Genomic DNA, 23,960 nt, shown 5'->3' with positions numbered 1-23,960 from the left:
TTAGAGCCAAAATTGGGGGCGGTATAGACATCAGAGCCCTCTTCGCGTAGACATACATCCCATGTTCGCGGTGAACCTCCGCTGAACGACTCGCCTTCGACGTCCCCCGCGGTCCGAGAGACATCCGGACCCCCTGACGGTGCGATCGCCCTCATCGCTCTCATGACATCCCGCCCCGGCGGCGGCATGCGTTCTGGAAGAGGAGTAACGGTGACCAACGACGGCTACACACGACGAGGCGTGCTCGCGACGGGCTTAGGCGCCGCGGCCGGATCCATGCTCGTGACCGGAGTGAGCGCCGGTCCCGCGCGGGCCGGTACGCAGCACGGCCCGGAGGGCAACCCGCTCACCCTCTGGTACACCCGCCCGGCCGAGGAGTGGCTCGAAGCGCTGCCCGTCGGCTGCGGGCGGATCGGCGCCATGGTGTTCGGCGGCGTGGCCACCGAGCGGTTCCAGCTCAACGAGGACAGCATCTGGGCCGGCGGGCCGCACACCTACGACAACCCCGAGGCGCTGGCCGCCCTCCCGCAGATCCGGCAGTGGGTCTGGGAGGACAAGTGGCAGAAGGCGCAGAACCTGGCCGACGAGAAGTTCCTCGGCATCCCGAGCGAGCAGGCGCCGTACCAGGTGCTCGGCGACCTCACCCTGACCTTCCCCGGGCCGGCCGAGTTCACCGACTACCGGCGCGAGCTCGACCTGACCCGAGCCGTCACCACCGTCACCTACGTCCGCGACGGCGTCCGCCACACCCGCGAGGTCTTCGCCAGCAACCCCGGCCAGGTCATCGTCGTGCGCCACACGGCCGACAAGCCCGGCTCGGTGACGTTCCAGGCGGCCTTCTCCAGCCCGCAGGCCACCACGACGGCCGCCGCCGGCTCCGCCACCATCGCCCTCGACGGCGTCAGCGGCGACACCCAGGGGCTCAGGGGCGAGGTGCGCTTCCGCGCCCTGGCCAGGGCCGAGGCGAAGGGCGGGACGGTCGGCACCGACGGCGGCACGCTCACCGTGACCGGCGCCGACGAGGTGACGCTGCTCATCTCCATGGGCTCCAGCTACCGCAGCTTCAAGGACGTCGGCGGCGACCCCGCCGAGGTGGCCGAACGGCATCTGAAGCGGGCCGCCGGGCAGCCGTACGAGGTGCTGCGGCGCAAGCACGTCCACGACTACCAGAAGCTGTTCGGCAGGGTCGAGATCGACCTCGGAACGTCGGAGGCGATCGCGCTGCCGACCGGCGAGCGCATCGCCCGCCAGCAGCTCGACACGGACCCGCAGCTGGCCGCCCTCTACTTCCAGTACGGCCGCTACCTGCTGATCTCCTGCTCCCGGGCGCCCGGCCACGCGGCCAACCTGCAGGGCATCTGGAACGACTCCCTCACGCCGGCGTGGGAGTCGAAGTACACCATCAACATCAACTGCGAGATGAACTACTGGCCGGCCGGTCCCGGCAACCTCATCGAGTGCATGGACCCGCTGTTCGACCTGATCAAGGACCTGGCCGAGACCGGCGCGCGCACCGCCAGGACGCAGTACGGCGCGAAGGGCTGGGTCGCCCACCACAACACCGACGGCTGGCGCGGCACGGCGCCCGTGGACTTCGCGTTCTACGGCGTGTGGCCGACCGGCGGGGCGTGGTTGTGCCTGACGCTGTGGGAGCACTACCTCTACACCGGCGACGAGCGGCGGTTGCGCGAGCACTTCCCGCTCATCAAGGGCTCGGTGGAGTTCTTCCTCGACACCCTCCAGACCGACCCCAGGACCGGCCACCTGGTGACCAACCCCTCCCACTCGCCGGAGGTGGGCCACCACGAGGACGGCGACGAGAACGTCAGCATCTGCGCGGGGCCCACCATGGACATGCAGATCCTGCGGGACCTGTTCGGCGCGTTCGCGGAGGCGTCGGAGGTCCTCGGGGTCGAGGAGGACCTGCGCGCGAAGGCCGGCGAGGCCCGCTCGCGGCTCGTACCCAACCAGGTGGGGCATCTCGGGCAGATCCAGGAATGGCAGGAGGACTACCGCGGCGACGCCGCCCTGTCGCGCAGCCGGCACATCTCCCACCTGTGGGGGCTGTTCCCCGGCCACCAGATCGACCCGCGCCTCTCCCCCGACCTGGCCCAGGCGGCCCGCCGGACGCTGGAGCTGCGCGGCGAGGCGGGTGCGGGATGGTCGCTCGCCTGGAAGATCAACTTCTGGGCGCGGCTGCTGGACTCCGCCGAGGCGTACAAGCGGCTGGGCAACCTGCTCGTGCCCGCGCGCACCGCCCCCAACATGTTCGACCTGCACCCGCCGTTCCAGATCGACGGGAACTTCGGCGGGGTCTCCGGGATCACGGAGATGTTGCTGCAGAGCCACGGCGACCAGGTGCACCTGCTGCCCGCCCTGCCCGCCGCCTGGCCCGCCGGGTCGTACCGGGGGTTGCGGGCGCGCGGCGGGTTCGAGGTGGACCTCGCGTGGGAGGGCGGCGCCCTGCGGCGCGGCCGGATCCGCTCGGACCTCGGACGCGAGCTCACCCTCCGCACCGCCCGCCCGGTCACCGTCACGGAACGAGGCCGCCCCGTCAAGGCCGACCGGCCCGAACCCGGGGTCCTCGTCTTCGACACCCGCAAGGGCGCGACGTACGAGATCACCCCGGCCTGACGTCCTCCCGGCCCGGCGGGGCGGCGCCGGGCCGGGAACGCGGGCGCGTGCGGGAGGCCTCGCCGCGGGCGTGGGCGGCGAAGAGGCGGGCCGCCTCGTCCGGGTCGCCGGACGACAGGGCCGTCACCAGGTCGTCGTGGTGGCCGGCCATCGCCATCCAGTCGCCTTCGTAGAGCGGGTTGCCCACCACGTGCAGGCTCCACAGGTTCGACTCGATGGTCCGCCACAACCGCAGCAGGAAGGAGTTTCCGCACGCGGCGCACACCCGCCGGTGGAAGGCGAGGTCGGCGTCCCTGAACGCTCCGATGTCGCCGTCGCCCGCCGCCCGCCGCATGGCCAGCACATCCCCCGCGAGCTGCTGCAACGTCTCGGGCTGGATGCGGACGGCGGCGCCGCGTGCGGCATACTCCTCCAGCAACACCCTGATGTCACGCACCTCCCGGGCCTGCTCGTCGGAGATCTCCGCGACGTAGCTGCCCCGGTTGGGATAGGAGATGACCAGTCCCTCGTGCGCCAATCGCTTGATAGCCTCTCTCGCCGGGGCCTGGCTGGTGCCGACCCGGCGGGCGATCTCGGCCTCCACCAGCCGCTGCCCGGCCACGAGCTCCCCCGAGACGATCCAGCCGCGCAGCAGTGCGTAGACGCGGTCGGACAGCAGCTCCCTGGGCAGCACCTGGCTGGCGGGCGGCGCGATCTGCTGCTCCTGCCAGATGCGCGCGACCGTCGACTGCGACAGCCCGAGCTGCCTGGCCATCGAGCGGGTGGAGGGCACGGCGGAGCCATGAGCCGCGGCGGCGATCACGCGCTCGGCCTCCTGCCGCTCCGTGCTGCGCGGCCGCCCGGGTCTCGGCGCGTCGGCCAGGCCGTCGAGGCCGCGCTCCACGAAGCGGGCGCGCCACTTCGCGACGGTCGCCGAGCTGACGGCGAGCCGGGTCGCGATCTCCTTGCGCGACAGCCCGTCGGCGCACGCCAGCACGATGCGGCTGCGCAGGCCCAGCCCGCCCCCGGCTTCCTCCGCCCACGCCTCGAGCGTGGCGCGCTCCTCGGCGCCCATTACCAGCCGTTTGTCGTCAACGCGTCCAGTCACGCCCCGACTCTAACGTACTTATGACTCAGACGGCCGCTGGAAACGTATTTGTAGCAGAGCAAAACCCCTTGACCGACCACGGTTACCAACGTATTAAATAATCGCTAATCGAGTATCGACCCATTAAAAGGCGTCGCAGATCTCGCCCCTTGGAGGTGCGATGCGGTCCCCCCGTTCATTCCCCGTCCTGTCAGGCATCGGATGCCTGCTCCTGCTCACCGGCTGCGGCGGGGGCGGCTTCGCCGGCGACTCCCAAGCACAGCAGAGCGAGGGCGGCCAGGTCACCGTCAGGATGCTGGTCAACATCAGCCCGAACCTCACGCAGGCGTTCTGGGACGGCCTGGTCAAGCCGTTCGAGCAGGCGAACCCCGGCATCGACGTGAAGATCGAGGCGCCTACCGGCAAGGGCGTGGCCGACACGCTGCCGCAGCAGCTCGCCGCCGGCAACGCCCCCGACGTGGTCGAGACGCTGATGGCCGACGAGACGCTGGCCAAGCAGATGCTCGACCTGAGCGACCAGCCGTGGGCGAAGGACACGCCGCTGGTCGAGCAGGCCAAGCTGGGCGGCAAGATCTACACCGTCGGCGTCGGCGTGCAGGCCCAGTCGCTGGTCTTCTACAACAAGGCCGCCTTCGGCAAGGCCGGGATCGACAAGCCGCCGACCACGTGGGACGAGCTCGACGCGGCCATGGGCAAGCTCAAGTCGGCCGGCTACCTGCCGCTGCAGACCGGCGGCGACTTCCTGACCGGCCTCCAACTGCTCCAGCTCTCCAACCCCTCCCGGGCCCAGCACCACCCCACCTGGCAGCAGGACGTCACGTCGGGCAAGATCAAGGCCGGCGAGTCGCTACTGCCGTACCTGGAGCGCTACCACGGCTGGATCGGCAAGGGGTACGTCGACAAGAACGCCCTGGGCATGAAGTACGCCGACGCCGAGACCGCGTTCCTGTCCGGCAAGTCGGGCATGTACGTCATGGGCAGCTGGTTCACCGCCGCCGAGGCCAAGGCCGAGAAGGACTTCGAGGTCGGCGTCTTCCCTGCCCCGGTCGACAAGGGCCAGCAGCACCCCGGCCCGCAGGGCGCGACGCTCGCGGCCCCGTACATGATCCTCAAGTCCAGCCCGCAGAAGGACGCGGCGCTCAAGCTGGTCCAGTGGCTCGTCACCGACCCGGCCGCGGTCAAGAGCCAGCTCAGCCAGGACGGCAACTTCCGCACCGGCGTCGAGCGCGAGTTCACCCCGCTGGAGAAGCAGGTGCAGGAGATCCTCGACCAGGCGCCGGCCGGCGTCCCGCAGGGCGAGGGCTACGGCGACGCCACCCTCCCCAAGGGCTTCAACTCCGCGTGGAACACCGAGGTCCAGGGCCTGTACGTGGGCAAGTCGCCCAAGGAGGTCGCCGAGGGCGTGGACCGCTGGCTGGCCGGACGCTCATGACCCTCACCCGGGAAGCACCCGTGGCCGCCGCGCGCGAGACGCCGCGCAGGCCCAGGCGGCGGCACGACGGCCTGACGACCGCGCTGATGGCCGGCCCGGCCACCATCCTCTACGTGGTGATGCTGGTCATCCCGGTCGGCCTGGCCTTCTACCTGAGCCTGACCGACTGGGACGGCTTCAGCGCCGACCCCGCCTTCGTCGGCGCCGCCAACTACGCGAGCCTGCTCGACGACCCCGAGCTGCGCCGCGCGGCCCTGGTCACCCTGCTGATCGCGGCGGCGGGCACGGCCGGGCTCAACCTGCTCGGCCTCGGCTTCGCCCTCCTGGTGAACGGTGCCTCCCGGGCCAACACGTTCTTCCGGATCGTGCTGTTCTACCCGCACGTGCTCAGCGCCCTCGTGGTCGGCTTCCTCTGGTCGGCCATCCTCGGCACCACCGGCGCGGTCAACAACCTGGTGACCACGTGGGGCGGTGAGGTGCTGCCGTTCCTGTCCGACCCTGCCTGGGCCACGGTCACGATGATCGCGGTGCTGGTGTGGGCCGGGTTCGGCGTCAACGTCGTGCTCTACCTGGCCGGGCTCCAGGCGGTGCCGCACTCGCTGATCGAGGCCGCGAAGATCGACGGGGCGACCCGGTGGCAGGTGTTCAGGAACGTGACACTGCCCGCGCTGGGACCGTCGGTGACGATCAACATCGTGCTGTCGCTGGTGACGCTGCTCAAGACGTACGACCTGGTGGTGTCGCTGACGGCGGGCGGCCCCGCCGGGCAGACCCAGACCGTCGCCTACCTCATCCTGTGGAACTCCTTCCACGACGCCCGCCTCGGCTTCGGCTCGGCGCAGTCGGTGATCCTCATGCTGGTCACCGCGGCGCTGGCGTTCGTGGTGACCAAGCTGCGCCGGCGCGGCGAGATGGCGGTGCACCAGTGAGAAAAACCTTCCTCTGGGCGACCGTCGCCTTCATGCTCGTCCCGCTCTACGTGCTGACCGTCAACGCGTTCAAGGGCCAGCAGGACATCCTGAGCGACCCGTTCGGCCTGGGCGGCCTCACGCTGGAACCGCTCGGCAGGGCGCTGACGAACCCGCAGTTCGACGTGGTCAAGGGGTACGCGGTCACGCTGCTGTTCGTGGTGGCCGTCAACGTGCTGTCGGTGCTGCTGGCCGCGCCCGCCGCGTACACGATCGCGCGCAGCCCCAAGCGCCGGTTCCGGGTGCTCATGCTGTTCTTCCTGGCCGGGACGTTCATCCCGGGCCAGGTGCTGGTCATCCCCGTCGTGTACGTGCTCAAGACCCTCGGCCTCATGGGCACCATCCGCGGGTTCGTGCTGTTCGAGACCACGCTCACGCTGCCGTTCTCGATCTTCCTGTACGCCGGCTACATCGCCACCATCCCCGCCGTGCTCGACCAGGCGGCGGCCGTCGACGGGGCGGGGCGGCTGCGCACGTTCTGGCAGATCGTCTTCCCCCTGATGCGGCCCGCGGTCGCCACGATGGTCATCCTCAACACGTTCTCGGTGTGGAACGACTTCGTGAACCCGCAGATCATCCTGGGCCCCGGCAGCGGCCTCTACACGGTGACCACGGGCGTCTACGCCGCCGTCAGCCAGTACTCCACCGATTACACGGTGGTGTTCCCGACGCTGCTGCTGGCCATCGCCCCGCTCCTCGTCTTCTTCGTCTTCATGCAACGGCACATCATCAGCGGCCTCACCGCCGGGGCCACGAAAGGTTGAAGATGCGCACAGTGCCCTCACCGTCCGAGCCCTCGAAACCCGAGTCCCCCGAGTCCCCCGAGTTCTCGGCGCCCTCCGACCCCGCCGTGCCCTCCGTCACCGCGACCGTCCCGCTCGGCACGCCGCCCGCCTGGGCGGTGCTGGAGCGCCGCCTGTTCGACACGCTCGACGAGGCCTGGCGGGCCTTCGCCGCCCGCTACTGCGGGCCCGACGGGCGGCTCATCTACCACGGGCCGGCAGCCGACCGGGACGGCGCCGACGACTTCTACGAGGCGTTCTTCAACTGGCCGACGCTCTACCAGCTGGGCGGCGCGGACGACCTGCTGGACGCCGCCAAGCACCACTGGGAGGGCGTCACCACGCAGCTCACGGAGCTCGGCTACCTGGTGGACGAGTTCGAGCGCGGCTATGACTGGTTCCACCAGGGCGAGTCGCTGCTGCTGTTCTACGGCATCTGCGCCGCGGACCCGCGCGACGAACGTTTCCGCGAGCGCGCCCGCCGCTTCGCCGACCTCTACCTCCCGGGCTCGGCCAACTACGACGCCGAGCGCGACATCATCCGCGCCCCGCACAACGGCGCCGGCGGCCCCCGCTACGGCCTGCAGTGGGAGTGGGCCTCCTACCACACCGACCTGGTCAGCATGCGGCCGTTCGGCCTGCCGCTGCGCGACCTGCCGGGCATCACGCGGTGGGAGGACCTGGCCGACCCGTGCAACGCCGCCCGCATGGGCGCGGCGATGAGCGAGCGCATCGGCCGCGGCGACGTGGCCGTCAACCTGGCCGCGACGAGCCTGGCCGTCAACGCCTGGCTGTACGACGGCGACGAGCGTTACCGCGACTGGGCGCTGCGCTACATCGGCGCCTGGCAGCGCAGGGCGGAGGCCAACGGCGGGATCCTGCCCGACAATGTCGGCCCGTCCGGCGCCGTCGGCGAGCTGCACGGCGGCCGCTGGTACGGCGGCAACTACGGCTGGCAGTGGCCGCACGGCATTTACAGCGTGGGCGCCGCCGCCGCGATCGCCGCGGTCAACGCCCACCTGCTGACCGGCGACGACGCCGCCCTCGCCATCGGCCGCGACCCTCTGGAGGCCGTGTACGGCCACGCCGTCCAGGCGAGCGTCACCGAGACGGACATGAGCATCAGCGACCGCTGGCTGGCCGAGCTCGGCGACGAGGCCGGCAAGCCCACCATGCTGGTGCCCAACCGGCACGACGACCAGGGCTGGTTCGACTTCCAGCCACCGCAGCTGGGCCTGCCGGTCTGGCTCTGGCACGCGAGCCAGTCCGGCGGCGACGCCGACCGGCTCGACCGGCTGCGGGCCGGCTCCGGCTACGACTGGACGACCGTGCGCCCGTTCCGCAACAAGGAGGAGGCCGGGCACGAGGCGCCCTGGCTGGAGTTCCTGCGCGGCGCCAACCCCGGCTTCCCCGAGGCCATGCTGTCGGCGGCGCTCGGCCAGGTGCAGCGGCGCATGGCGCTCATCGACGCCGACACCGCGGACCTGTCCACCATCCACGTGCACCACTGGCAGCGGCTCAACCCGGTCGTCACGGAGGCGCTGCTGCAGCTGGCCACCGGCACCCCGCAGGTGCTCTACAACGGCGGGCTGCTGCCCGCCCGGCTCGCGTACTTCGACGCCGACCGCCGCCGTCCCGGCCTTCCTCCGGACGTGGCCGCGCTGGTCGACTCGGTACGCCCCGGCGCCACCGGCGTCGAGCTGGTCAACCTCGGCGTCGCCCGCACCCGCAGGGTCGTGGTGCAGGCGGGCGCGTTCGGCGAGCACCGGATCGACCGCGCGGTGGTCACCAGGTCCAGCGGCGACGCCTACCCGGGCGACCCGCGCGCCTACACCACTCCCCCGATCACCGAGGCCGGGCAGGAGGTGGCGGTGGACGGCCCGCGCCTGCTCGTGGAGCTGCCGCCCGGCCGCCGCATCCGGCTCGACCTGCACACGACCGCGCGCGCCCGCACGCCGTCGCACCAGCACTACTGAGGAGTTTCATGGACGACGCCATCTGGGATCTGCCTGTTCGCGGAGAACTGCCCGCCGAACCCGATCCCGCCCTCGTGGAGGGGCTGTCCCGGATCAGCGCGGCCACCGCCTGCGCCAAGCTGCACGCGCAGGGCATCCGGCGCACCTTCATCGAGGGACCGCGTCCCATCGCCCAAGGACAGAAGATCGCCGGCCGGGTGCGCACGCTGCAGTTCATGCCGCAGCGCGAGGACATCGCCTCCGGGCTCGGCCAGGAGTACGTCGAGCGGCACACCGCCCTGTGGGCCGTGCTCGAGGAGATCCGGCCCGGCGACGTGCTGGTCGTGCAGGCGTACGGCAGCGCCTACACCGGGTGCTTCGGCGACATGCTGGTCCGCTACTTCAAGCGCAAGGGCGGCGCGGGCATCGTCGTCGACGGCCGGATCAGGGATCTGCCCAGGGTGGGCGGCCTCGGCCTGCCGATCTGGTCGACGGGTGCCACCCCCCACTACGCCTCGCAGGCGGAGCTGTTCCCGTGGGCGTACGACGTGCCGGTGGCCGTCGGCGGGACGCTGGCGCTGCCCGGCGACCTGTGCGTGGCCGACGACGACGGCGCGGTGATCGTGCCGCGCCGTCGCGCCCAGCAGGTGCTGGAGGCGGCGGCCGACCACGAGCAGTGGGAGCTCTACAGCCGCGCCCGCATCGAAGAGGGCGGGGCGCTTTCCGACTACTACCCACTCACCCCCGAAACCCGCGCCGAGTACGAGCGGTGGCGGAACGTCAAGGAGAGCCAGTGATCATCAGGTCTGTCGGCGCGATCATCTTACTCATCGGCGGATTGACCGCCCCGGCCTCCGCCTCCGCTCCTTCGGCGGCGGCCAAGCCCACCTGTGACTACTACGTCTCCCCCTCGGGCGGCGACCGGGGCGACGGCACCGAGAAACGCCCGTGGAAGTCGATCGAGCAGGCCCGCGACGCCCTGCGGGCCGACAAGAAGCCCCAGAAGTGCGACATCGTGGTCAACGTCAAGGCCGGCGACTACGTCGTCGACAAGACCATCGAGTTCACCGAGGCCGACTCGGGCGAGAACGGCCACACGATCACCTACCGCAGCGCGGACGGGCCGGGCAAGGCCCGCCTGCTCGGCGCCAAGCCGCTCACCGGCTGGCAGAAGTACAAGGACAACATCTACAAGACCAAGATCGACCGGAACTTCTACACGCTGTTCGAGGACGGCAAGCGCGCCACCACCGCCCGCCACCCGAACAGGACGAGCGACGAGCTGTGGTCCCCCTACCTGTTCTCCATCCTCGGCGAGCCGGAGAAGGAGGCGGTGCGCCAGTGGCTGTACTTCAAGCCGGAGGACGTGCCGCAGGAGTGGGACGCCGACTTCGACCAGAACGCCCAGGTCGTGGTCTGGTCGGGCGGCTCGTGGAGCTGGTTCACCGACACCGTGCCGCTGGGCGGCGCCGACTTCCGCAAGAACTTCTTCACGCTCAACCACTGGGCCCGCTACTCGTTCGTCAACAGCCGCAGCGGCTCGCGCTACTTCCTGCAGAACACGCTGCGCTTCCTCGACCAGCCGGGTGAGTACTACTTCGACTTCGCCAAGGGCGAGGTCTACTACTGGCCGCGCGGCTCGATCGACAAGGTCATGGCGCCGACGGTGAAGACGATCCTGCAGATCGCGGGCAGCACCCCCGAGCAGCGGGTGCACGACCTCGCCTTCGACGGGCTGGCGCTGCAGTACAGCGACTTCGTGGACTGGTATCGCGCGGGCTGGATCAGCGAGGGCGATTCGGGCTACGTGCACAAGTACCCGGTCTACGACCGGCAGATCGAGATGCCGCGCAACCGGTTCGGCATGATCACGGTGACGAACTCGCGGGACATCGACCTGACCAGGCTGCACCTGTCGGACAGCGGCTTCATGGGCGTCTACATGTTGTTCGCCAACGAGCGGGTCAGGGTGTCGGACAGCCTGCTGGAGAACATCGGCGCCGACGGGATCAAGGTCGAGGGCGGCTATCCCGGCGAGGGCGACATCTCGGGTCATCACACGATCACCAACAACTACATCCACCACGTCGGCGAGCTCGTCCCCGGCGACGCGGCCGGCATCGAGCTGATGAGCACGGGCAACAACGAGATCAGCCACATCAACGTCCGGCACAGCGCCCGCTACGGCATCAGCCTCGAGGTCCGCCCCGAGATCAAGGACGAGGACAACTACGCCCGCAACAACCGCTTCTCCTACATCCGCATCGACGAGGCGGGGCTGGACAGCGGCGACATGGGCGCCTTCTACACCTACGGCGTCAGCAACACCGAGCCGCACGAGATCGACAACCACGTCTCGCAGATGGTGATCGGCGACGTCATCAACGACCCGGCCGGCGCGATGCCGGACAGCGGCACCCGAGGCGTGCACATGGACGCCGGCGGCTGCGGCTTCTCCTTCGCCAACATCGAGGTCGGCGAGGTCAGCGACGACAAGTACCAGAGCTACCAGTGCAACGAGGTCACCAACGCCAACTGGGCGGACGGCTTCGACGCCTCGAAGATGGAGTACGACAAGATCGGCGTGACCGACGCGTTCCCGTACCCGCTGCCGGAGGCCAAGGCGGCGCCCGGGAAGGTGCGGCAGTGAAGGTCGTGAGCGCGGCGGTGGTCGTCCTGGCGGCGCTGGTCGTCGCGCCGGCCGCGAGCGCGCAGGCCCCGTGCAAGCCGGTGGAGTTCTACGTCGCGCCCGACGGCGCGGACCGTGGGGCGGGCAACGCGCAACGCCCGTGGAAGACGATCGAGCACGCCCGCGACCAGGTCAGGGCCAAGAAGAAGCACCAGAAGTGCGACATCGTGGTCAACGTCAAGGCCGGTGACTACGTCGTCGACAAGACCATCGAGTTCACCGAGGCCGACTCGGGCGAGAACGGCCACCGGATCATCTACCGCAGCGCGGACGGGCCGGGCAAGGCCCGCCTGCTCGGCGCCGAGCCGCTCACCGGCTGGCAGAAGTACAAGGGCGACATCTACAAGACGAAGGTCGACCGGACCTTCTACACGCTGTTCGAGGACGGCAGGCGCGCCACCACCGCCCGCTTCCCCAACCGCAGGTCCGACGACGTGTGGGCGCCCTACCTCACCTCCGTGCTCAAGGAGCCGGAGAAGGAGGCGGTGCACCAGTGGCTCTACTCCAACCCGGGCGAGTGGGACAAGAGCTGGAACCTCGACAACGCGCAGGTGACGGTCTGGTCGGGCGGCAGCTGGAGCTGGTTCACCGACACCGTCCCGATCCAGAACCCGTCCTGGGACGACAACCAGATCACCCTCGAACACTGGACGCGCTACGCCCTGGTCAACAGCCGCGGCGGCTCGCGCTACTTCCTGCAGAACTCCCTCGACTTCCTCGACCAGCCGGGTGAGTACTTCTTCGACTTCGGCAAGGGCGAGGTCTACTACTGGCCGCGCGGCTCGATCGACAAGGTCATGGCGCCGACGGTGCAGACGATCGTCTCGCTGGCGGGCAGCACCCCGGACAAGCGGGTCCAGAACCTCACCCTCGACGGGCTGGCCCTGCAGTACAGCGACTTCGTCGGCTGGTACCGCAACGGCTGGATCAGCGCGGGCGACGCCGGCGTGCCGCACAAGTACCCCGAGTACGACCGGCAGATCGAGATGCCGCGCAACCGGTTCGGCGCGGTCACCCTCACCAACACCCGGGGCGTCGACCTTACCCGGCTGCACATCGCCGACACCGGCTTCACGGCGGTCTACCTGCTGTTCGCCAACGACCACATCCGGATCTCCGACAGCCTGCTGGAGAACATCGGCGCCGACGGCATCAAGGTCGAGGGCGGCTACCCGGGCGAAGGCGACGTGGCGGGTCACAACGTCTTCACCAACAACTACATCCACCACGTCGGCGAGCTCGTGCCCGGCGACGCGGCCGGCGTCGAGCTCATGAACACCGGCAACAACGAGGTCAGCCACACGGTCGTCCGGCACAGCGCCCGCTACGGCGTCAGCCTGGAGGTGCGCCCCGAGGTCAAGGACGGCGACGGGTACGCGCACGGCAACATGTTCAAGTATCTCCGCATCGAGGAGGCGGGCCTGGACAGCGGTGACATGGGCGCCTTCTACACCTACGGCGTCAGCAACGCCGATCCGCACCCGATCACCAACCACGTCTCCCAGGTCGTGATCGGCGACGTCATCCCCGACGCGTCGATGCCCGACAGCGGGACGCGAGGGGTGCACATGGACGCCGGCGGCTGCGGCTTCTCCTTCGCCGACATCGAGGTCGGCAAGGTGACCGACGACAAGTACCAGAGCTACCAGTGCAACGAGGTCACCAACGCCAACTGGGCGGACGGCTTCGACGCCTCGAAGATGGAGTACGACAAGATCGGCGTGACCAGCGCCTTCCCGTACCCCGTCCCGAGTTAGACGGCGCCCGCGGGCGGCGACCGATCCCCCGCCCGCGGGCGTTCTCCACCCCCGCCCTCCGGCCCGCTGGAGCATCCCCCATGAACGATCTGACGCGCCGCGGCTTCCTCTTCCTGAGCACCGCCACGGCCACGCTCGCCCTTTCCGGAACGCCCGCCGTCGGTGGGCCGGGGAGGATCTGGTCCTCTCGCCCGGCCCGGTCCGCGCGGCCCATGGTGCGCTGGTGGTGGCCCGACGCCCACGTCGATCCCGCCGAGATCCGACGGGAGGTCGACCAGCTCGCCGCCGCCGGTTTCGGCGGCGCGGAGATCGCGGCGGTGCACCACAGCATCCGCGACAAGTCCGTGCTCGACCCCGCCGGCCACGGCTGGGGCACCCCCGCGTGGAACGCCGCCGTCGAGGCCGCGCTCGACCAGGCGGCCAGGCGCGGCATCCGCATCGACCTGACCATCGGCCCGTCCTGGCCGGCGGCGGTGCCGTCCATCACCCCGGACAGCCCGGCCGCGGTCAAGGAGCTCGCCCACGGCTCGGTCACGGTCGCCGCGGGCGCCACGTACGCGGGCGCCGCGCCGCCACCGGCCGTGCCGCCCGGCGAGGGCGTCACCGAGCGGAAACTGCTGCTCGTCCAGGCCGCCAGGATCGAGCCCGCCCACTCCACCGGCGACGAGACCGGGCTCGACCCCGCCTCCGTGCGGGAGGTGCCCGTGACCGGCGAGAACGTCACCTGGACCGCGCCCGCCGACGGCGAGTGGGTGCTGATCTCCTACTGGGAGCGCGGCTCCGGCCAGCGCCCCGAGTCCGGCCCGCACACCGCGCCCGAGGCGTACGTGGTCGACCACTTCAGCGCGGCGGGCACCCAGGCGGTCATCGACCACTGGGAGTCGGAGCTGCTCACGCCTGCCACGCGCCGGCTGCTGAAGAAGGCGGGCGGCGCGCTGTTCGAGGACTCCATCGAGATCGAGACCGACGCGCTGCCGTGGACGCCGGGGCTGCTGGAGGAGTTCGGGCGGCGGCGGGGCCACCCGCTCGCGCCCCTGCTGCCGGTGGTGCTGCTGGCCGAGGAGGACCCGGTCTTCGCGTACGAGGCCGCCATGACCCGGCACGCCCGCAAGGACTACTGGGACACGATCTCCGAGCTGTTCAACGAGCACCACTTCGCCGGGCTGCGCGACTGGGCCCACTCGCTCGGGCTGAAGCTGCGCGCGCAGCCGTACGGGTTGCGGACCGACGCCATCGCGGCGGCGGCCGTGCTGGACATCCCCGAGGGCGAGTCGCTCGGGTTCAAGAACCTCGACGACTACCGCTGCCTGGCCGGCGGCCGGGACCTGGCGGGGCACGAGCTGCTGTCCTGCGAGGCGGGGGCGTACGCGGGCGGCGCCTACACCACGACGTGGACGAGGCTGCTCACCACCATGGGGGGCGCGTACGCGGCGGGGCTCAACCAGACGGTGCTGCACGGGTTCAGCTACGCGAGCGCGCCGGGGGCGGCCTGGCCGGGGTTCGCCGCGTTCACGCCGTACGACGGGACGGCCGGCTACGCCGAGTCGTGGGGGCCGCGCCAGCCGACCTGGCACCACGTATCCGATATTTCTGGATATCTCGCCCGTGTCCACGAGGTCCTGCGTGAGGGCGTGCCCCGAGCCGACGTCGCCGTCCTGCGGCAGACCGGCTACACCAAGACCGGCATCGGCGCCTCCTGGTTCACCGGCGACGGCATCCCCACCGGCTGGACCCACCAGTTCGTCAGCGGCCCCCTGCTCGACCTGCCCGCCGCCCGCGTCTCCGGCGGCCGGCTCGCGCCGTCGGGGCCCGCCTACAAGGCGCTGTTCGTCGAGGGCGACAAGTTCTACGCGGGCGAGCCCACGATGACGGTGCCGGTGGCCGGGCGGTTGCTGGAGTACGCGCGGGCCGGGCTGCCCATCGTGCTGCTCGGCGCGTGGGAGTCGGCCTCGGCGCCGGGCCTGCCCCGGGACGGCGAGAACGAGCGGCTCCGCGAACTCGTCGCCGCGCTGCTGGCCGAGCCCACGGTGCGGATGGTCGCCGGCCAGGCCGACGTCCCCGGCGCGCTCGCCTCCCTCGGCGTGCGGCCCGACGTGCGGTACGCCGCCCCCAGCACGCTGCTCACCCTGCGACGGTCAGCCGGGAAGATCGACTACTACTACCTGTGCAACGGCAAGCACGTCGAGAACCCCAAACCGCCGGTCGCCCCGATCGACCACGACGTCACGCTGGCCCGCGCGGACCGCCACGGAGTCCCGTACCTGCTGGACCCGTGGACCGGGCGGGCCGAGCGGATCGCGCTGTACACGGAGGAGCCCGACGGGATCCGCCTGCGCGTCGCCCTCCGGCCCGGGCAGGCCCGGATCGTCGCGATCGCGCGGGCCGGGCTGTTCGGCTACCGTACGGGCCGGCTCCCCCACGCCACCGCCACCGACGCGGACCGCGCCCTCTACTCTGGCGGCGACCTCGCCATCCGGGCCGCCAAGGCAGGCACCTACACCACCACCCTCTCCACCGGCCGCACCGTCACCACGGCCGTCGGCGAGGTCCCCCCGCCCGTGGAGCTGTCGTCGTGGCGGCTCAGGGTCGAGGACTGGCAGCCCGGCGCCACGCCGACGCAGACCTCGAAAGTCATCCACGAGCTGGACCTGGACACGCTCGTTCCCTGGGCGGAGCTCCCCGGACTGGCCGACGTGTCGGGCATCGGGACCTACACCACCACGGTCGACCTGGACGGCCCGGCGTACCTGGAGCTGGGCGAGGTGACCGACACGTGCCGGGTGCGCGTCAACGGCCGCCGCCTGGACCCCGCCGACCAGCTCCACCCGATCGTGGACCTCGGCCCGCACGTCCGGCGCGGCCCCAACACCATCGAGGTCGAGGTGGCCACCCCGCTGGGCAACCGGCTCAGGGTGGCGGACCCGGACGTCTACGGCGGGCTGAAGCGGCAACCGTACGGGCTGAAGGGACCGGTCAGGCTGGTGCCGTACAGGGAGGCGCGCCTGCCCGGCTGAGGCCCGCGCGCCCGGAACCACGCCCCGGCTGCACCGCTGCTGAGCCGATCAGCTAAGTGCGGGGCGAGCAGTGACGTCGGTCACTCTATGAATTCGATCGGATCCGCTGCGTTCCCACGCCTCAGGAAGTAGTCTGACCCAACACTTAAGGCTATCCTTGAATCGAGGAGCATCATTTGGCGTGGACAGTGACGACAAGGCTGGGAACTGGGAGCGCTGGTACGAGAAGAACATTCCGCTGGCCGAACAGCTCTATACCGTCTACACCAGCTACAGCAAGGAGTGAACGTGCCTAAGAGAACGCCGGGAGACTGGGAAGACCTGGAGCGTGAACTGCACGCTGCCGGTGTTGCCCCAGCAGAGATCGAGGCAGGAGCGCGACGCCTGCTTGCCGAAGCGAGGGGACACCAACTGGCCGAAGCTCGCAAGGAAAGCGGCTTGGGCCAGAAGGACATTGCGGCAATCATGGACGTGAGCGTCGCCCGAGTTTCGCAGATCGAACACGGTGAAGTGACCTCCATCACTGTCATCGCTCGTTATGTCGAGGCACTCGGCGCACGACTCGACCTGGTCGTCGACTTCGGCGACCGGACCCTGCGACTGCCCGTCACCGACAAGCCGGTGGACAGCGCAGCCTGACACATCGCTGGAGAGCCGCCGTACGCCATCCAGCGGCGCAGCATGTTGAAGTAGACTTATAATAATCGTACTCCTATATTATTGGAGTGAACCTCACCAAGCCTTCAGAGATCTTCGACCGCGAGGCGGAGTGGGCCGAACTGGTCGAGTTCATCCGTGATGACTCCCCATACCCGACGCTCGGCGTGGTGTCGGGGAGACGGCGTCAGGGCAAGACGCTGCTCCTCGGCTCCATCGCCGATGCGGCAGGAGGCATCTACATCGAAGGCACGGAGGCGGTCGCCGCCGAGCACTTCCACCTGATCGGCGAGCAACTGGCCGCCCGCCTCGGCAGCCCCGTCCCGCTCCACTTCACATCCTGGCGTGCGGTCATCGAAGCGATTCTCGACCTGGAGACCACGTCACCGCTTCCGGTGGTGATCGACGAGTTCCCCTACCTGGTGAAGGTCTCCCCCGAGCTGCCGTCCGTCCTCCAAGCAGCCCTGGACCTGCGGCGGCGCAAGGGAGGATCGCCGATCCGGCTGATCCTGTGCGGCTCCGCCCTCACGTTCATGGGCGGCCTGCTCGCCGGCAACGCGCCGTTGCGCGGCAGGGCGGGCCTGGAACTGGTCGTCCCCACTCTGGACTACCGGCTGGCAGCGGAGTTCTGGCAGATCAGCGACCCCCGGCTCGCCCTCCTCACTCACGCCGTGGTGGGCGGCACACCCGCGTACCGTCGCGAATACGTCCGCGACGACACGCCGCGGTCGCTGGACGACTTCGACGACTGGGTCAAGCGCGCGGTGCTGAACCCCGCCCGGCCGCTCTTCCGCGAGGCACGCTATCTCCTCGCCGAAGAGCCGGACCTGCGCGACGCCGCCCTCTACCACTCGGTCCTGGCGGCGGTGGCGGAGGGGAACGCCTCGCGCGGGGGCATCGCCAACTACATCGGCCGCAAGTCCACGGAGATCAGCCACCCGCTCGCCGTGCTGGAGGACGCCGGCCTGCTGGCCAAGTCTCCGGACATGTTGCGTGCGGCCCGCCCGCTCTACCGGATCACCGAGCCACTGATCACCTTCTACCACGCGGTGATGCGTCCGGCCTGGCGGGAGCTCGAACGCCGGCGAGCCGACCAGGTGTGGAGGCGCAGCCGCGATCGATTCCTGAGCGGGGTGGTGGGGCCGCACTTCGAAGAGGTCTGCCGCACCTGGGCTGCGGACTTCGCGGGCGCGGAAGCCTTCGGCGGCGTCCCGGCGGAGATCGGTCACGGCGTCGTCAACGACCCGGAACGCCGGACCAGCCACGAGGTGGACGTGGTGGTCCTGGGCGAGCCGGACGGCGGGCCTCGCAAGGTGCTCTCCCTCGGCGAGGTCAAATGGGGGGACACCATGTGCGAGGGACACGTCGAACGGCTCCGCCGCGTACGCGGCCTGCTCGCGGGCCGGGGATATGACACACGATCGACCCGGCTGGTCTGCTACAGCGCCGCCGGGTTCACCGCGGATCTGCTCGCGGCGGAAGGCGGCGACCTCATGCTCGTCACGCCGGAGCGCCTCTATTCCTGAGGCTACTCCTCAACGTCGACGCTACCGAGCGCCCCCTCCGAGTAGCTCGTTCCACAGCCGTCTCGCCTCCGCCATGTGCACCCATGGGCTCTCGCTGACCCGATCACCACTGGCCGTCCTGTCCGTCCTGCGGATGTGGCCCAAGCCGCCCGCCACGCAGAGTTCGTACGACGTCATCAGGCGCCGCACGGTCTTGCTGGACGGGGCTCCGGTCGAACTCGCCGACTCCTACTATCCGGTCTCGATCGCTCGCGGTACACCTCTTGCACAACCGAGGAAGATCCGTGGCGGTGCGGTGCGACTGCTCGCTGAACTCGGCTACAGGATGCGCAAAGTCGAGGAAACGGTGAGCGCCCGGCCGGCCACGGCGACCGAGCGGAACGTGCTGCACCTCGATGAGACCGACTGGGTTCTGGTGCTTCGTCGCGTCGTCCGGGACCACGCCGGAACCCCGTTCGAGAGCACCGTGATGGCTATGATCGCCAGCGGCCGCGAACTACGGTACGAACACGAGGAAGGCTGAACGTGGTGAAACGGGTTGACAGCCGACCTCGGCATCAGCAGGTGGCCGCAGACCTGCGCGCCCACATCATGTCCGGGCTTCTTCCCTCGGGCGCGCAACTGCCCTCAACGCAGCAACTTGCGGAGCAGTACGGATGCGCACCTGCCACTGTCCAGGGGGCGATCAAGCTCCTGAAAGACGAGCGTTTTCTGGAGGGGCAGCCCGGCAAGGGCGTCTTCGTACGGCAGCGGCAGCCCTTCGCTGTCACGGCCGCCGCGTACAAAACACCCGTGCCCGGCGGCTACGGCTACGACCTGCTGCGGGTGAGTGAGGTCGAGCCACCAGCCGACGTCGCGCACGCGCTCGATCTCAACGAAGGCGAGCGGTGCGTGGAGCGCCACCGTGTCCTGCTGCACGCGGGCGATCCGATCGAACTCTCGTGGTCGTACTATCCCCTCGCCATCGCTCAGGGGACACCCCTCGCCCGGCAGGTAAGGATCAAAGGCGGTGCTCCCAAGGCACTCGCCGACCTGGGTTTCCCTGAGCGAATCTTTGAGGATCGAATCTCGGTGCGCCAACCGCGTACCGAAGAGGTCGTGTTGCTCGACCTACCGTCCGACGTGCCGGTGATCAGGCAGTTTCGTGTGATCCGCAGTGACGCTGAGCGCCCCGTTGAGGCGTCGATTCTGATCAAGGGGGGCCACCTGTTCGAGGTGCTCTATCGGCAGCTGGCCCAGCCCGGTGAACGATAGGGAGGATCTGACCCGCGAGAAGGGCGAGACTCCAAGGATCGCGCTGCCCGCCCGGGTCAGCGTGCGCGCCCGTCTGTGACCGCTCAAAAGGAAGCGCGCCCGCCGGAGCCGGTCCGGATCGGGCGCGCCACGTGGTCGTTGCCTCGGTGTACAGCTCACCTGGTCAGGGAGCGGCCGGTGGCCCAGACCGCCAGGCCGGCGACGACGCCGAGTGCCGCGCCGATCCACAGGACGCCGGTGGTGCCGGTCATCGAGACGATGACGCCGCCGACCGCCGCGCCCGCAGCGATCGCCAGGTTGAACATCGAGGTGTTCAGCGCGGTGGCGGCCTCGGCCGCCTCGGGAGCGGCCTTGAAGATCCAGCTCTGCACGCCCACGGGCACCCCGCCGAAGGCCAGGCCCCAGACGACCAGCAGGACCAGGCCGCCGGCCGGCGTGGCGCCGACGAGGGGGAACAGGGCCAGGGAGGCGGCCAGCAGCGCACCCGCGCCGATGAGCGCGCGGCGCGGGTCGCGGGCGGCGGCGGACCCGGCGACGAAGGTGCCGAGAATCCCGGCGACGCCGAAGGCCAGTTGCGCGGGGCCGATCAGCGTGGCGTCGAGCCCGGAGGTCTGCTGCAGGATCGGGCTGATGAAGGTGAAGGCGGCCCAGTGCGCCCCGACCAGGAGGAAGGTGGCGGTCACCGCGGCGCGCACGGCGGGGTTGCGCAGCTGGGCGACCAGGGTGCGCGGCGAGACGGTCGTGGTGGCGGGCAGCTTGGGCAGCAGGGCGTACAGGGCGACGGCGACCAGGGCGCCGAGGGCGGCGACCACACCGAAGGCGATCCGCCAGTCGGTCAGCCCGCCGATCAGGGTGGCGGCGGGAGCGCCCAGCACGTTGGCGGCCGTGGCGCCGCCGAAGGCCAGCGAGGTGGCGCGGGGGATGTGACGTTCGGGTACGAGCCGGACGGCGACGCTGGCGGCCAGCGCCCAGAAGCCGCCGATGGCGATGCCGACGAAGACGCGGGAGGCCAGCAGCACGCCGAAGTTGGGGGCGAGCGCGGATGTGAGGGTCGCCGCGAGCATGACCGTGAGCAGGCTCAGCAGCACCAGACGCCGGTCGAGCCGGCGGATCAGGATCGGCAGGACCGGGGCTGAGATCGCCGCCAGCAGCCCCGGCAGGGTCACGGTCAGCCCGGCCAGCCCTGGGGAGACGCCGAGACCGCCGCTGATGGCGGTGAGCAGCCCCACCGGCAGCGACTCCACGGTGACCATCGCGAAGGTGGCGGTGGCCACCGCGATGACGGCCAGCCAGCTCCGCAGCGGAACGTTCGGGGACGGGGGCGCCGGCGTGGCGCTGGCGACGGGTGCGGTGTCCACGGACATGACAACCACCTCAAAATCTCAATGTTGAACTTTTCAACACTGAGGATCGTAGAAGATGGGTTATCTTGGTGTCAAACACTTCAATGTTAAGGAGTCTTGATGGAGCACTCCGAGGACCACGTCGACCACGTGCTGCGTCAGTGGCGGGCCGAGCGCCCCGACATCGACCCCTCGCCCATGGGCGTGATCGGCCGCATCTCCCGCGCCGCCCAGACGCTCAGCAAGCGCAATCGTGCCGTGTTCGCCCGCCATGAACTCCAGCCCTGGGAGTTCGACATCCTGGCGACGCTGCGCCGGTCAGGGCCGCCGTACCAGATGACCGCCGGCGGCCTCAGCGGCGCGTCGATGGTCACCTCTGGCGCGATCACCAACCGGATCGACCACCTCGTGAGCCGCGACCTGGTCACCCGCGAAACCGACCCGGACAACCGCCGCAGTGTCCTGATCACCCTCACCGACGCCGGCCGTGACCTCATCGACCAGGCCGTCACCGACCACGTCAACGGCGAGGCCCGGTCCCTGGCCGCGCTGTCACCCACCGAACAGGACCAGCTGGCCGCCCTGCTGCGCAAACTCCTACTCAGCCACGGGGACGCCCCGGCCGGGGCGCAGGCGGGCGCGGCGCCGTCCCGCAGATGACCGGCCATCCCACGCGCGGGCCCGCCGCCGGCCCGCGCGTGGGATCATCCGCGGGCCGATCTCCATACCGCTGGCGTTCTCTCGCGCAGGGGTCGCTGTTCAGCTAGCTCCGAAAAGATCGTCCGGCCGGCCATGACGGCCGCACCGAACGACTCACCGGAGAACGCTTATGTTGAGTCCCTCCCGAGCAGGCATCAGACTCCGCGTCGCCCTGACCCTCACCTCCCTGGTCGCCGGCTCAGCCGTCGCGATCGGCCCCGCCTCGGGCGCCGCGGCGAGCACGCTGCACGGTGCCTGGAACAAGACCGCCTACCGCGGCCACGTCGAGGTCGTCCGCACCCCTGACGGCCCGGCCGACCCCTCGGTCCTGACCGGGACCGTCTTCGACGACCGTGACCGAGACAGCGTCCACGACCGGCACGAGCGCGGCCTGCGCGACGTCGTGGTGTCGAACGGGCGCGACGTGGTGACCACCGACTCCCGCGGCCGCTACCGGCTACCCGTCTACGACAACATGACGGTGTTCATCACGCAGCCGGCCGGCTACCAGGTGCCGGTGGACGCGTCCAACGTGGCGCAGTTCCACTACAACCACCTGCCCGAGGGCTCGCCCGAGCTGCGCTACGGCGGCATCGCCCCCACCGGCGCCCTTCCGAACGCGGTGAACTTCCCCGTCGTCCGGAGCACGCGGACGAAGACCAGGGAACAGCACTGCGTGATCGCGGGCGACCTGCAGCCCTACAACAAGACGGAAATCGGCTACGCCCGCAAGGGTGCGATGGCCGACCTCGCGAAGCGCAACGACTACCAGGGATGCGGCACCCTCTTCATCGGTGACGTCGTCGGTGACGACCTGTCGCTCTACCCGGACGTGAAGGAGCTCACGAGCCTGACCAACGGGCCGGCCCGGTTCCTGCCCGGGAACCACGACCTCGACTTCGACGCCGAGACCGCCGAGCACTCGTTCGACACCTTCCGCGCGCAGCTCGCGCCCGCGTACTACTCGTACGACGTGGGCGAGGTGCACGTCGTCGCGCTGAACACGGTGCGCTACCCCTGCACCCCCGACGTCGACAACGCCGACGGCCTGCGGCCCCAGTGCGACGACCCGGCGGGCAAGCCGGCGTACAACGGCAGACTCAGCGAGGACCAGCTCACGTGGCTGGAGCGGGACCTGGCCGAGGTCGACCGTGGCAAGCTCATCGTGGTCGCCAGCCACATCTCCCTGCTGAACTGGGCCGACGAGGGCAGCCCGATCCACAACGTCGACCAGGTCCGCAAGGTGCACGAACTGCTGGACGGCCGCAAGGCCGTCGCCGTCTCCGGGCACAGCCACTCCATCGAGAACATGAAGACCGGCGACCTCGCCCAGGGCTGGCGTGACCTCTTCGGCGTCGAAGGGCTGCCGTTCCCGCACATCACGGCGGGCGCCATCTCCGGTGACTGGTACTCGGGTGAGCTGACCGACGAGGGCTACCCCGTGGCCGTCGGACGCGACGGCGGCATGCCGGGCCTGCTCACCCTCGACATCAGGGGCAGCTCCTTCAAGGAGCGGTACACGGTGACCGGCAAGAGCGACAGGGTGCAGACGCAGCTGGGCCTCAACAGCCCGGCCTATCGTGAGTGGTACGCCGCGCGGCAGGCCTGGAACGAGGATCAGCAAGGAGAGGCGCCGGAACTGGGTGACCCCAATGTCCTGGACCGCGATGATCTGAACGGGCGCACCTGGCTCACGACCAACTTCTGGATGGGCTCCACCGGCTCCACGGTCAAGGTCTCGATCGACCACGGCCCGGCGCGCGAGGCCACGCGTACGCAGGAGCTCCGCGGCGAGGACCAGCTGGTCGGCCCCGAGTGGGCCGACCCGCACGCCGTCGCGCGGCAACTGGTGGGCGACGCCAGCATCGCGGACCGGTCGATGCATCTCTGGCGGTTCGAGCTGCCCGCCGACCTCGCCGAGGGCGAGCACAGGGCGAGGGTCACCGCGACCGACTCCTACGGCCGGAAGTTCACCGACGAGTTGCGCTTCACCGTCGCCGAACAACGGTAGGGCTCTCCCGCCCGTCTCTCCGGGGCCGCCACCCGCATCGGGTGGCGGCCTTCGCGCGTTCGCGGCCTCTCCTCGTCGGCCCTTTCCCGGCCTGGAACCTGCCCGACGCCCTGCGGAAGCCATGGATGCGAGCGAACAGGGGGCTTTGCGGC

At 70.2% G+C, this 23,960-nt stretch carries 17 protein-coding genes; 15 read left to right on the top strand and 2 right to left on the bottom strand.

The features are described 5' to 3' along the window. Positions 1-210: 210 nt before the first annotated feature. Positions 211-2,634: a glycoside hydrolase family 95 protein gene (locus ACTWPV_RS03815; RefSeq protein WP_443150611.1), complete on the top strand. Its 2,424-nt coding sequence runs from the start codon at positions 211-213 to the stop codon at positions 2,632-2,634. Here ACTWPV_RS03815 and ACTWPV_RS03810 read toward each other — a convergent pair. Next, entirely contained in the window at positions 2,621-3,721 is a 1,101-nt protein-coding gene (locus ACTWPV_RS03810) for an FCD domain-containing protein (RefSeq protein ID WP_443150610.1), read from the bottom strand. The two genes, ACTWPV_RS03815 and ACTWPV_RS03810, sit on opposite strands and share 14 nt — an antisense overlap. Before the next feature lie 160 nt (positions 3,722-3,881). Here ACTWPV_RS03810 and ACTWPV_RS03805 point away from each other — a divergent pair, with 160 nt between their 5' ends. The 12 genes from ACTWPV_RS03805 (at position 3,882) to ACTWPV_RS03750 (ending at position 19,755) form a co-directional block, all read left to right on the top strand. Then, complete coding sequence (locus ACTWPV_RS03805) at positions 3,882-5,153, top strand: ABC transporter substrate-binding protein (protein ID WP_347642101.1); 1,272 nt, start codon at positions 3,882-3,884, stop codon at positions 5,151-5,153. Further along, positions 5,150-6,082 carry a carbohydrate ABC transporter permease gene (locus tag ACTWPV_RS03800; RefSeq protein WP_347642100.1) on the top strand — a complete coding sequence of 311 codons (933 nt, stop codon included), beginning with the start codon at positions 5,150-5,152 and terminating at the stop codon, positions 6,080-6,082. The genes ACTWPV_RS03805 and ACTWPV_RS03800 overlap by 4 nt, the downstream gene beginning before the upstream one ends. After that, the gene (locus tag ACTWPV_RS03795) at positions 6,079-6,885 is read left to right on the top strand and encodes a carbohydrate ABC transporter permease (protein ID WP_347622522.1); all 807 of its coding nucleotides are present in this window, start codon (positions 6,079-6,081) and stop codon (positions 6,883-6,885) included. The genes ACTWPV_RS03800 and ACTWPV_RS03795 overlap by 4 nt, the downstream gene beginning before the upstream one ends. 2 nt (positions 6,886-6,887) lie before the next feature. Next, positions 6,888-8,879: a hypothetical protein gene (locus ACTWPV_RS03790; RefSeq protein WP_347642099.1), complete on the top strand. Its 1,992-nt coding sequence runs from the start codon at positions 6,888-6,890 to the stop codon at positions 8,877-8,879. 8 nt (positions 8,880-8,887) lie between these two features. Further along, complete coding sequence (locus ACTWPV_RS03785) at positions 8,888-9,655, top strand: hypothetical protein (RefSeq protein WP_443150609.1); 768 nt, start codon at positions 8,888-8,890, stop codon at positions 9,653-9,655. Further along, positions 9,652-11,508, top strand: coding sequence for a right-handed parallel beta-helix repeat-containing protein (locus ACTWPV_RS03780; RefSeq protein ID WP_443150608.1), 1,857 nt, complete (start codon positions 9,652-9,654; stop codon positions 11,506-11,508). Before ACTWPV_RS03785 ends, ACTWPV_RS03780 begins: the two co-directional genes overlap by 4 nt. Then, entirely contained in the window at positions 11,505-13,304 is a 1,800-nt protein-coding gene (locus ACTWPV_RS03775; RefSeq protein ID WP_443150607.1) for a right-handed parallel beta-helix repeat-containing protein, read from the top strand. Before ACTWPV_RS03780 ends, ACTWPV_RS03775 begins: the two co-directional genes overlap by 4 nt. A gap of 80 nt (positions 13,305-13,384) precedes the next feature. Further along, positions 13,385-16,318, top strand: a complete 2,934-nt coding sequence (locus ACTWPV_RS03770) for a glycosyl hydrolase (RefSeq protein WP_443150606.1) — start codon at positions 13,385-13,387, stop codon at positions 16,316-16,318. 288 nt (positions 16,319-16,606) lie between these two features. Then, positions 16,607-16,957 carry a helix-turn-helix domain-containing protein gene (locus ACTWPV_RS03765; protein WP_443150605.1) on the top strand — a complete coding sequence of 117 codons (351 nt, stop codon included), beginning with the start codon at positions 16,607-16,609 and terminating at the stop codon, positions 16,955-16,957. An 86-nt stretch (positions 16,958-17,043) separates the two neighbouring features. After that, positions 17,044-18,501, top strand: a complete 1,458-nt coding sequence (locus ACTWPV_RS03760) for an ATP-binding protein (protein WP_443150604.1) — start codon at positions 17,044-17,046, stop codon at positions 18,499-18,501. A gap of 133 nt (positions 18,502-18,634) precedes the next feature. Further along, entirely contained in the window at positions 18,635-19,024 is a 390-nt protein-coding gene (locus ACTWPV_RS03755; RefSeq protein ID WP_443150603.1) for a UTRA domain-containing protein, read from the top strand. Positions 19,025-19,065: 41 nt separating this feature from the next. After that, the gene (locus tag ACTWPV_RS03750) at positions 19,066-19,755 is read left to right on the top strand and encodes a GntR family transcriptional regulator (protein WP_443150602.1); all 690 of its coding nucleotides are present in this window, start codon (positions 19,066-19,068) and stop codon (positions 19,753-19,755) included. A gap of 155 nt (positions 19,756-19,910) precedes the next feature. Here ACTWPV_RS03750 and ACTWPV_RS03745 read toward each other — a convergent pair whose 3' ends face one another. After that, positions 19,911-21,119: an MFS transporter gene (locus tag ACTWPV_RS03745; protein WP_443150601.1), complete on the bottom strand. Its 1,209-nt coding sequence runs from the start codon at positions 21,117-21,119 to the stop codon at positions 19,911-19,913. 99 nt (positions 21,120-21,218) lie between these two features. Here ACTWPV_RS03745 and ACTWPV_RS03740 point away from each other — a divergent pair, with 99 nt between their 5' ends. After that, on the top strand, positions 21,219-21,758 hold the full coding sequence (locus ACTWPV_RS03740; protein ID WP_443150600.1) for a MarR family winged helix-turn-helix transcriptional regulator: 540 nt from the start codon (positions 21,219-21,221) through the stop codon (positions 21,756-21,758). Between the two features lie 169 nt (positions 21,759-21,927). Further along, positions 21,928-23,808 carry a calcineurin-like phosphoesterase C-terminal domain-containing protein gene (locus tag ACTWPV_RS03735; RefSeq protein WP_443150599.1) on the top strand — a complete coding sequence of 627 codons (1,881 nt, stop codon included), beginning with the start codon at positions 21,928-21,930 and terminating at the stop codon, positions 23,806-23,808. Positions 23,809-23,960 lie beyond the last annotated feature (152 nt).

This window comes from Nonomuraea sp. KM88 (assembly GCF_052245635.1).
Classification (GTDB): domain Bacteria; phylum Actinomycetota; class Actinomycetes; order Streptosporangiales; family Streptosporangiaceae; genus Nonomuraea.
The sequence above is the reverse complement of the archived record's forward strand: the minus strand, read 5'-3'. Positions and strand labels throughout refer to the sequence as shown.

What these genes read in the sequence shown, in the direction of transcription:
- ACTWPV_RS03740 (WP_443150600.1), top strand. Translation starts at nt 21,219, where the DNA reads ATGGAGCACTCCGAGGACCACGTCGACCACGTGCTGCGTCAGTGGCGG.
- ACTWPV_RS03790 (WP_347642099.1), top strand. Translation starts at nt 6,888, where the DNA reads ATGCGCACAGTGCCCTCACCGTCCGAGCCCTCGAAACCCGAGTCCCCC.
- ACTWPV_RS03735 (WP_443150599.1), top strand. Translation starts at nt 21,928, where the DNA reads ATGTTGAGTCCCTCCCGAGCAGGCATCAGACTCCGCGTCGCCCTGACC.
- ACTWPV_RS03745 (WP_443150601.1), bottom strand. Translation starts at nt 21,119, where the DNA reads ATGTCCGTGGACACCGCACCCGTCGCCAGCGCCACGCCGGCGCCCCCG.
- ACTWPV_RS03755 (WP_443150603.1), top strand. Translation starts at nt 18,635, where the DNA reads ATGTGGCCCAAGCCGCCCGCCACGCAGAGTTCGTACGACGTCATCAGG.
- ACTWPV_RS03805 (WP_347642101.1), top strand. Translation starts at nt 3,882, where the DNA reads ATGCGGTCCCCCCGTTCATTCCCCGTCCTGTCAGGCATCGGATGCCTG.
- ACTWPV_RS03770 (WP_443150606.1), top strand. Translation starts at nt 13,385, where the DNA reads ATGAACGATCTGACGCGCCGCGGCTTCCTCTTCCTGAGCACCGCCACG.
- ACTWPV_RS03785 (WP_443150609.1), top strand. Translation starts at nt 8,888, where the DNA reads ATGGACGACGCCATCTGGGATCTGCCTGTTCGCGGAGAACTGCCCGCC.
- ACTWPV_RS03800 (WP_347642100.1), top strand. Translation starts at nt 5,150, where the DNA reads ATGACCCTCACCCGGGAAGCACCCGTGGCCGCCGCGCGCGAGACGCCG.